Origin of the sequence: Microbacterium sp. (genome assembly GCF_035687345.1) — a bacterium.
GTDB lineage: Bacteria > Actinomycetota > Actinomycetes > Actinomycetales > Microbacteriaceae > Microbacterium.
The window spans coordinates 19,882-27,097 of the sequence record NZ_DASRXZ010000006.1; the positions used below are offsets into that span (position 1 = coordinate 19,882).

General features: G+C 69.2%; 8 protein-coding genes. 4 read left to right on the forward strand and 4 right to left on the reverse strand.

All coding sequences use genetic code 11. The features are described from left to right. Nucleotides 1-45: 45 nt before the first annotated feature. Entirely contained in the window at nucleotides 46-1,689 is a 1,644-nt protein-coding gene (locus VFF97_RS00710) for a class I adenylate-forming enzyme family protein (RefSeq protein ID WP_325031575.1), read from the reverse strand. Further along, the gene (gene denD, locus VFF97_RS00715) at nucleotides 1,686-2,627 is read right to left on the reverse strand and encodes a D-erythronate dehydrogenase (protein ID WP_325031576.1); all 942 of its coding nucleotides are present in this window, start codon (nucleotides 2,625-2,627) and stop codon (nucleotides 1,686-1,688) included. Before denD ends, VFF97_RS00710 begins: the two co-directional genes overlap by 4 nt. 100 nt (nucleotides 2,628-2,727) lie before the next feature. Here denD and VFF97_RS00720 point away from each other — a divergent pair, with 100 nt between their 5' ends. The 4 genes from VFF97_RS00720 (at nucleotide 2,728) to VFF97_RS00735 (ending at nucleotide 6,235) form a co-directional block, all read left to right on the forward strand. Further along, nucleotides 2,728-3,414: a GntR family transcriptional regulator gene (locus VFF97_RS00720; RefSeq protein ID WP_325031577.1), complete on the forward strand. Its 687-nt coding sequence runs from the start codon at nucleotides 2,728-2,730 to the stop codon at nucleotides 3,412-3,414. A 99-nt stretch (nucleotides 3,415-3,513) separates the two neighbouring features. Continuing rightward, nucleotides 3,514-4,878 carry a four-carbon acid sugar kinase family protein gene (locus VFF97_RS00725; RefSeq protein ID WP_325031578.1) on the forward strand — a complete coding sequence of 455 codons (1,365 nt, stop codon included), beginning with the start codon at nucleotides 3,514-3,516 and terminating at the stop codon, nucleotides 4,876-4,878. A 207-nt stretch (nucleotides 4,879-5,085) separates the two neighbouring features. Beyond that, nucleotides 5,086-5,463 (forward strand): hypothetical protein, encoded by a 378-nt coding sequence (locus VFF97_RS00730; protein ID WP_325031579.1) that lies wholly within the window; start codon nucleotides 5,086-5,088, stop codon nucleotides 5,461-5,463. Between the two features lie 331 nt (nucleotides 5,464-5,794). Further along, nucleotides 5,795-6,235: an SHOCT domain-containing protein gene (locus VFF97_RS00735; protein WP_325031580.1), complete on the forward strand. Its 441-nt coding sequence runs from the start codon at nucleotides 5,795-5,797 to the stop codon at nucleotides 6,233-6,235. Between the two features lie 13 nt (nucleotides 6,236-6,248). Here VFF97_RS00735 and VFF97_RS00740 read toward each other — a convergent pair whose 3' ends face one another. Together VFF97_RS00740 and VFF97_RS00745 are read right to left on the reverse strand one after the other, a co-directional pair. Further along, a complete protein-coding gene (locus VFF97_RS00740; RefSeq protein ID WP_325031581.1) occupies nucleotides 6,249-6,704 on the reverse strand; it encodes a hypothetical protein in 456 nt (151 codons plus the stop codon). Nucleotides 6,705-6,923: 219 nt separating this feature from the next. Next, nucleotides 6,924-7,216 (reverse strand): UBP-type zinc finger domain-containing protein (locus tag VFF97_RS00745; RefSeq protein WP_325031582.1); only part of this gene is annotated, 293 nt, incomplete at its 5' end.

Consider the following 7,216-nt stretch of genomic DNA (forward strand, 5'->3'; position numbering starts at 1 on the left):
CTCACCCTATGCGGTGATATTCGAAACGTCAATGAGTTTCGAATATCACCCTGACAGTCCCACGACTGAAACGGACCCGTCGGCCGCGAAGCGGGCGGCGAGTTCGCGCTTGAGGATCTTGCCGCTCTCGGTCATCGGCCATGACTCGACCAAGTGCACCTCTCGGGGGACTTTGAAGCTCGCCATCACGCTGGCGCAGTGCCCGATGATCGCTTCGGGATCGAAGGTCTGACCCGGATGCAGCGAGACGAAGGCGACCGGCACCTGACCGAGCCGCTCGTCCGCTCGCCCGACGACCGCGACCTCGGCTATGCCCTCGATCCCGCGGATCACCCGCTCGACCTCCGCCGCGGAGACGTTCTCTCCCCCGGGCTTGATCATGTCCTTGATCCGGTCGACGAAGTAGAGGTTCCCGGCATCGTCCAGTCGCCCGATGTCACCCGTGTGGAACCATCCGTCGGAGTCGATCGCCTCTGCAGTCGCCGCGTCATCGCGGAAGTAGCCGAGCATGACCGACCAGCCGCGCACGACGATCTCGCCCTCGACTCCTGGCGTTGTCGCCGGCGGCGCACCCGGCTCGGACCGGATGGCGACCTCGACGCCCGGAATCGCGCGGCCGCAGGAGTGCAGCCACACCGCTTCGGGGTCGTCGAGCGCGTTGATCGTCGTCGTGCCCGCCGTTTCGGTGAGCCCGTAGATCGTCGTCATGACCGGCACGCCCATCTCACGACTGATGACGCGGCGCAGCTCCGGCGTGCCGCCCGACCATGCCTTGGTGAGGCTCGCGAAGAATTCCGGACGGTAGCGGGGGTGGGCGAGCTCCATCGCGTACATCGCCGCCTGCCCCGTTCGCACGGTGCAGCCGTACTTGGGGACGAGATCGAAGACGGCCTCGGGGGAGTAGCGCTCGGGCACGATCATCGTCGGGCCCGCGCCCAGCGCCATGAGCGTCGTCGCGACCGAGCCGCCGACGTGGTACATCGGCTGCGTCGAGAAATAGACGTCAGCGGCGGTCACCTCCATGCGCTCCGCGAGGTACCAGGTCGCGCCGAGAGTCGCCCGACTCGAGAGCAGCGCACCCTTCGGGAAGGCGCTCGTGCCCGAGGTGAACTGCAGGAGCACGGCATCCGTCGCGCGGCCGACGATCGGAGGAACCGGCGCGGCGTCCCCCAGGGCGAGCAGCTCTACCCACGTCCGTCGACCGCGCTCTCCTGATCCCGCTGCGGGCCGAAGGGGGATGGCCGGGGCATCGATCGTCACCAGCTCGGGGACGCCGCCTGCGGCAGCCACGAGGTCGACGTAGTCGGTGACGTGATACTGCCCGATGAGCACCATCACGGCGGGCTCGGCGAGGCCGAGGACGAAGCCCAGCTCGTCCTCCCGATATCGCGTGTTGATCGGCACGATGATCGCGCCGAGGTGACTGCACGCGGTCTGCAGGATCGGCCACATCGCGCTCCCTGGGGCGAGCGCGCCGACACGATCCCCGTGACGGACTCCGAGCGCGGCCAGTCCCGCCGCGACGCGGTGCGACGCCTCGCGCCACTCGGCGAAGGTGAGCGCCTGATGCCAACCGGGGCCCTCGAAATGGAATGCGACTCTGTCGCCGTGCCGATCCGCTGCCGATTCGAGCGCCTCCGCCCAGGACTGGTCGAGGATCGCGGCGAGAGGGGCCGTCGGCGAGGTCATCCTCGTTCCTCCAGGTAGGCGCGGACGATGTCGTCGAATGACGCCTCGGACGAGAGCCCGAGTCGCTCGGCGCGGTTCGTCGAGAAGCGGGCGGGCCAGCTCGCGACGATCGCCTCGATCCCCGGGTCGCGTTCCCAGCGGATGAGCCTGCTCGTGCCCGTCCCGGCAACGCGGTCGAGGGCCGCAGCCATCTCGCGCGGAGTCGTGGTCAGTCCCGGCAGATTCATCGCCGTCCGGCTTCCCCACGAGGCGTCGTCGGCGCGCGCTGCGGTGACGATTCCGTCCACTGTCGCGCGCGGCGACGAGACGATGATCGGCAGATCGGGATCCACCGGGCACACCGCTTCGATCCCGGCGAGAGGTTCACGGATGATCCCGGAGACGAAGCTCGACGCCGCCGCGTTCGGAGCCCCGGGCCGCACGGCGACGGTCATGAGGCGCACCGACCGGCCGCGGAGGAACCCCTTTCGCGTGTAATCCGCGACGAGGTGCTCCCCGATGAGCTTCTGCACGCCGTAACTGGACTGCGGGCGCGGCAGCGTGTCGTCGCCGACGACGTCGGGTGGCGGCAGGTGCGGGTCTGCGCCGAAGACCGCGAGCGAGCTGGAGAAGACCACGACCGGGGAAGTGCCCCACGCGCGCGCCCGTTCGAGGAGGGCGCGCGTCGCGTCGATGTTGACGCGCATGCCGAGATCGAAGTCGTTCTCGGCCGCGCTGCTCACGACCGCCGCGAGGTGCACGACGAGGTCGGCCGGCTCGAGCGTGGCCACGGTCTCGGCAAGGTCGCCGAGCCGCAGCTCGATGAGCGGGTCGTCGGCGAGGTCGCCTGACGGCGCTGCGAGGTCGACGAGGGTGACCCGATCTGCGCCATCCTCGAGAAGTCGCCTGGCGACGAGCTGGCCGAGGAAGCCCGCGCCTCCCGTCACGATCGCCCGCATCCGCGTCTCCGATCATTCGCACATCTATGTGTCATTCGAATATACAAGGTTCACAGATTGACAGCGCGGTTTAGCGAAACCGGCTGATACTCTGGGCGGCATGAAGAGCGGTCCGGCCAAAGACACCATGGCGGTGGCGGTCCGCGACCGCATGCGCGCCGACATCCTCGGCGCGCGCCTGAAGCCCGGGCAGCGGCTCATGTTCGCCGAGTTGAGCGAGCGCTACGGCGTCAGCGTGGGCGTGACACGTGAGGCGCTCACCTGGCTGTCGAGCCAGGGGCTCGTCAAAGCGGTCGCCCACCAGGGATACATGGTCACCCCGCTGAGCGTCTCCGAACTGGACGAGCTCACCGACGCCCGCCTGCTCATCGAGCCAGAGGTGCTCAAGCTGTCGATTCGCAACGGCGACACCGAGTGGGAGGGTCGCATCGTGGCGGCCCACCACGTGCTGAGCCGCACCCCCTCGTCGGCTGAGGGCTCCGACCCCGATGACGACGAAGCTCAGGACGCGTGGGCGGAGGCCCACGCCGCGTATCACGAAGCGCTCTTCTCCGCCTGCAGGAACGCGCGCCTCATGCAGGTGGTCCGGACGTTCTCCGAGGAGGCGGCGCTGTACCGCCGCTGGTCGGTCTCACTCGGGCACATCAACTATGAGGCGACCGCCGAGCACCGCGCCTTGCTCGAGCACGCGCTCGCCCGCGAGGCCGAGGAGGCCGCTGAAGTGCTGCGGCAGCACATCGGGCATACGCGGCAGATGCTCAAGGAGTACGTCGAAGAGGAAGGCTGAGGCCGATCTTCGAATCTGTCTTGACAATTCGAACTTGGCCTGCTCGGATGGGGCCTCGTGGGACGAGAGAACTCGGGCGCTGCTGAAATCCGATCCACCGTGCGCAACGCCGTCGCCGGTCGCATCCTCGCCGTGCTCGATGACGACCCGACCGGGTCGCAGTCGGTGCGCGGGGTGGAGGTGGTCACCGCATTCGACGAGGACGCCTACGTCGAGGCGATCGACGACGACCGCGCCGCCCTCTTCGTGCTCACCAACACGCGCGGCCTGCCGGAGGAGGAAGCAGTCGCGCTCACGGATCGGGTCGCCGCGCAGCTGCTCGCGGTCGCCGCTCGTCTCGGACGCGAGCTCGACCTCGTGAGCCGCAGCGACTCGACCCTTCGCGGTCACGTCCTGCCCGAGATCCGCGCGCTCGACGCCGCACGCCGGCGCGCGGTCGGAGCGGGGTTCGACGCGGTGCTCCTCGCTCCGGCCTTCTTCGAGGCGGGCCGCACCACCGTCGACGACATCCACCTCGTGCGCGTCGATGGTGTCGACGTGCCTGCCGGCGACACCGAGTACGCGCGGGACAGGACGTTCGGGTATCGCGCGAGCAACCTCAAGGAGTTCCTCGCCGAGAAGTCGGACGGCGCGATCGACCCGGCGGATGTCATCTCGCTCTCCCTCGACGACATCCGAAGGGGCGGACCCGATGCCATCGCCGCGCGGCTGACCGCGCTGCACGGCGGCGTGTTCGTCGTCGTCAACGCCGAGATCGACGAGGACTACGACATCGTCGCCCTCGGTGTCGCGCGCGCACGAGCTGCCGGAAAGGCTCTGCTCGCACGCTGCGGACCGTCCTTCGTACGCGCCCTCGCGGGGATCGACCCCGGCGAACCGCTCCGCGCCGCCGACATCTGGCCCGCGGGGCGTCGCCCCGGGCACGGCCTCGTCGTCGTCGGATCGCACGTGAGCGGCACGACGCGCCAGCTCGCCCGCCTGCGCGAGCGGGTGGCCGTGCGCGAACTCGAACTCGACGTCACCCGCGTTCTCAAGGGCGACGCCGAGCGCGACGCCCACGTCGCGGAGCTCGCGGACCGGGCGGCCTCGGCGCTGGCCGACGGCAGCGTCGTCATCGCGACGAGCCGCGAGCTCGTCCCGGGGCAGGACCGCGCCTCGAGCCTCACCATCGCGCGCCGCGTCTCCGACGCACTCACCGCCGTCGCCGCGGCGGTCCTCCCCGCCCGGCCGGCGTGGGTCGTCGCGAAGGGCGGAATCACCTCGCATGAGACCGCGGTCGCAGGCTTCGGCGTGCGCCGCGCCGAAGTCGTCGGTCAGCTCGGGCGCGGCATCATCTCCCTCTTCCGCCCCGTCGACTCACGGCCTGAAGCGCTCGGCATGCCCTACGTCGTGTTCGCCGGCAATGTGGGCAATCCCGATTCGCTCGCCGACGTCGTCGAGTTGCTGGAGACGCACGTGCCGTGACTCAGCCGCCCCGAACTCGCGCCCCGTTGCCTCTCACGCGTGAAGTGCTGCGCGCGTTGTCCGGGCGATCAGGCGGTCGTGTCATGGCCGGCCGAACACCGCCCTTTGAAGGCAGCCATCAGCAGCGGGCAACAGAGCTGCGGGTGATCTCCGACTCGGGTCAGGCCGTCGTCCTTATGCGTCGCCGAGGGCGGCTACGCTCGTGCAGTGAGCAAGATCCGCGTCATGTCCGCGACGACGCTGGGCTTGTTCGCTCTCGCAATGGTCGGATGCCAGTCTCCTCCCCCTCCGTCCGGCATGCTGTCCGACGGAGAGGCGTGCGTCCGTCTGAGCGCCGCCGTCCGCGAGCAGTCGGAGGCGGTCGCTGACGGCGACTGGTCCGCCTCGACGCGGATGCTGTCCGCGATGCGCGAGATCGGTGAGGCAACCCCTACGGAACTCGGCACCGCGATGGCGAAGTGGGCAGAGGAGGCGGAGATCGCCCGGCGCAGCGCCGACCCCGTGGTCGACGCAACGGGATTCGCGCCCATCCGCGCGCGGTGCATCGAACTCGGCGCTGATTGGCCCACGCTTCCCACCCGATGACACCGGCCGCGTACGCGCCCTGGTCGTTCACTCCAGCAGACTCCGCCCGCTCGCCTGGTGACTCGACACTCGTCGCACCGCCGGCTCGAATCATGCTCCGCCGATCAGACGCTGATCCTCACTCGACTCCGGGGCGATTATTATGCGGCGTAATCGAGTCTGGGGGTGGCTCTTGGCGACGAAAGTTCAGACGGCCTGCCGGGACTGCGAGATGTGCACCGGGCATGCATTCACTGGGGCGGGCCGTTCGATCGGCCGCGGGGCAGCTGATGTCGCGACGTTCGGTATCACTCACCTCGCGCGGCGAACTTGCAAAGCGTGCGGGCACCCGATGTCAGAGCATCACGGCGAATTGGTAAACGTCAAACCGACGCAGCAGGCGCAGACCGCGCAGAAGGCACACCCTCAATGGGTTCGGCTGGCCGATGGTCGATTCCGTTGGTGGAACGGCGATTGCTGGACGGATTACTTCGTAATCAACCCGAACGACCCGGCCGAAGTCGAGTCTGCACGCCAATACCTCGCGGAGAACCCTCCACGTTGGATCCAACAGCCCGACCAGCGCTTTCGGTGGTGGGGTGGTCTGCAATGGACCGACGACTACACACGCGACCCCCGAGGGGATATCGAGTACCTCCCGCAACAAGCTCCGCACAACCCCCCGCAACCCAGCGCCGCGGAGGAGCTCGAGCGGCTGGCTTCGCTATACGCAGCCGGGCATATCACAGCCGAGGAGTTCGCCGCGGCGAAGGCCCGCGCTCTTCGGCTCTAGCGTTTCCAGCCGATCACCCGGCCGGCGACGCCGCCTGCTCGTCGGGGTGATTCGGCGTCCAGCCGAACCAGCCCTCGTCCGACGGGACGACGCTCCACTCGCCGCACGCGAACACGGTGTCGATCTTGTACACGTCCGGCGCGCCTTCGATCCCGTAGCTCGGGCCCGACTGTCGGTCGACCTCGGTGCACACCTGCGGATCGAGCGACGAGGAGCTCGTCAGCAGCATGGCGGTGGTGGTGGCATCCGGCCGGGTCGATTCGGTGATGCGGATGCTGCGGGCATCGTCCGGTACCCACTCGGCGTGCGCCGGCGAGGACTCGGGCGCCGCAGCGACCTCCTCGTAGCTCGACGACCGCTGGTGGTACGCGAGTTCGTCGATGACGGCGCAGCCCGACAGCGTGAAGGCGGCCACCCCCGCGAGGGCGAGGGCGGAGATGCGGACGGAGAAACCAAGGCGTTTCGGCATGACTCCAGCCTCGTCACCGACCACCGGCCGCGAATCGCCCGCGCGATGTATCCGCCTGCACCCGAGGGATGATCCTGCAGCCGCCCAGGGAGTCTGCGGCTACCACGGCGGCTCGCGCGCACGGGCGAACCGGGAGGGCAACCGGCTCAGCCGAGACACTCCGGGCTTTCGCCCGCCGGCCGCGCTGCGTAACTGCGGACATCCGTCTCGGCCTAGCCGTCAGCCGCGCGACGAGTACCGGCGCCAGTCCTCCGGCACGCGCCCTTCGGGCCCGGGCGAAGGCTGCGTCTCGGGGTGGCTCAACGGCGGGGCGAGCTCCGGACCGTCGACGTACGTCTCACCGGCGTAATCCCAGAACCACGACTCACCCGGCTCGAAGCTGCGCACGTAGCGGTGCCCCGTGCTATGGAAGTGCGCGGTCGCGTGCTTGCCGGGCGATTGGTCGCAGCATCCGACGTGTCCGCACACCGCGCAGCGCCGCAGGTGGAACCACCACCCCCCGTCGAGCTCGC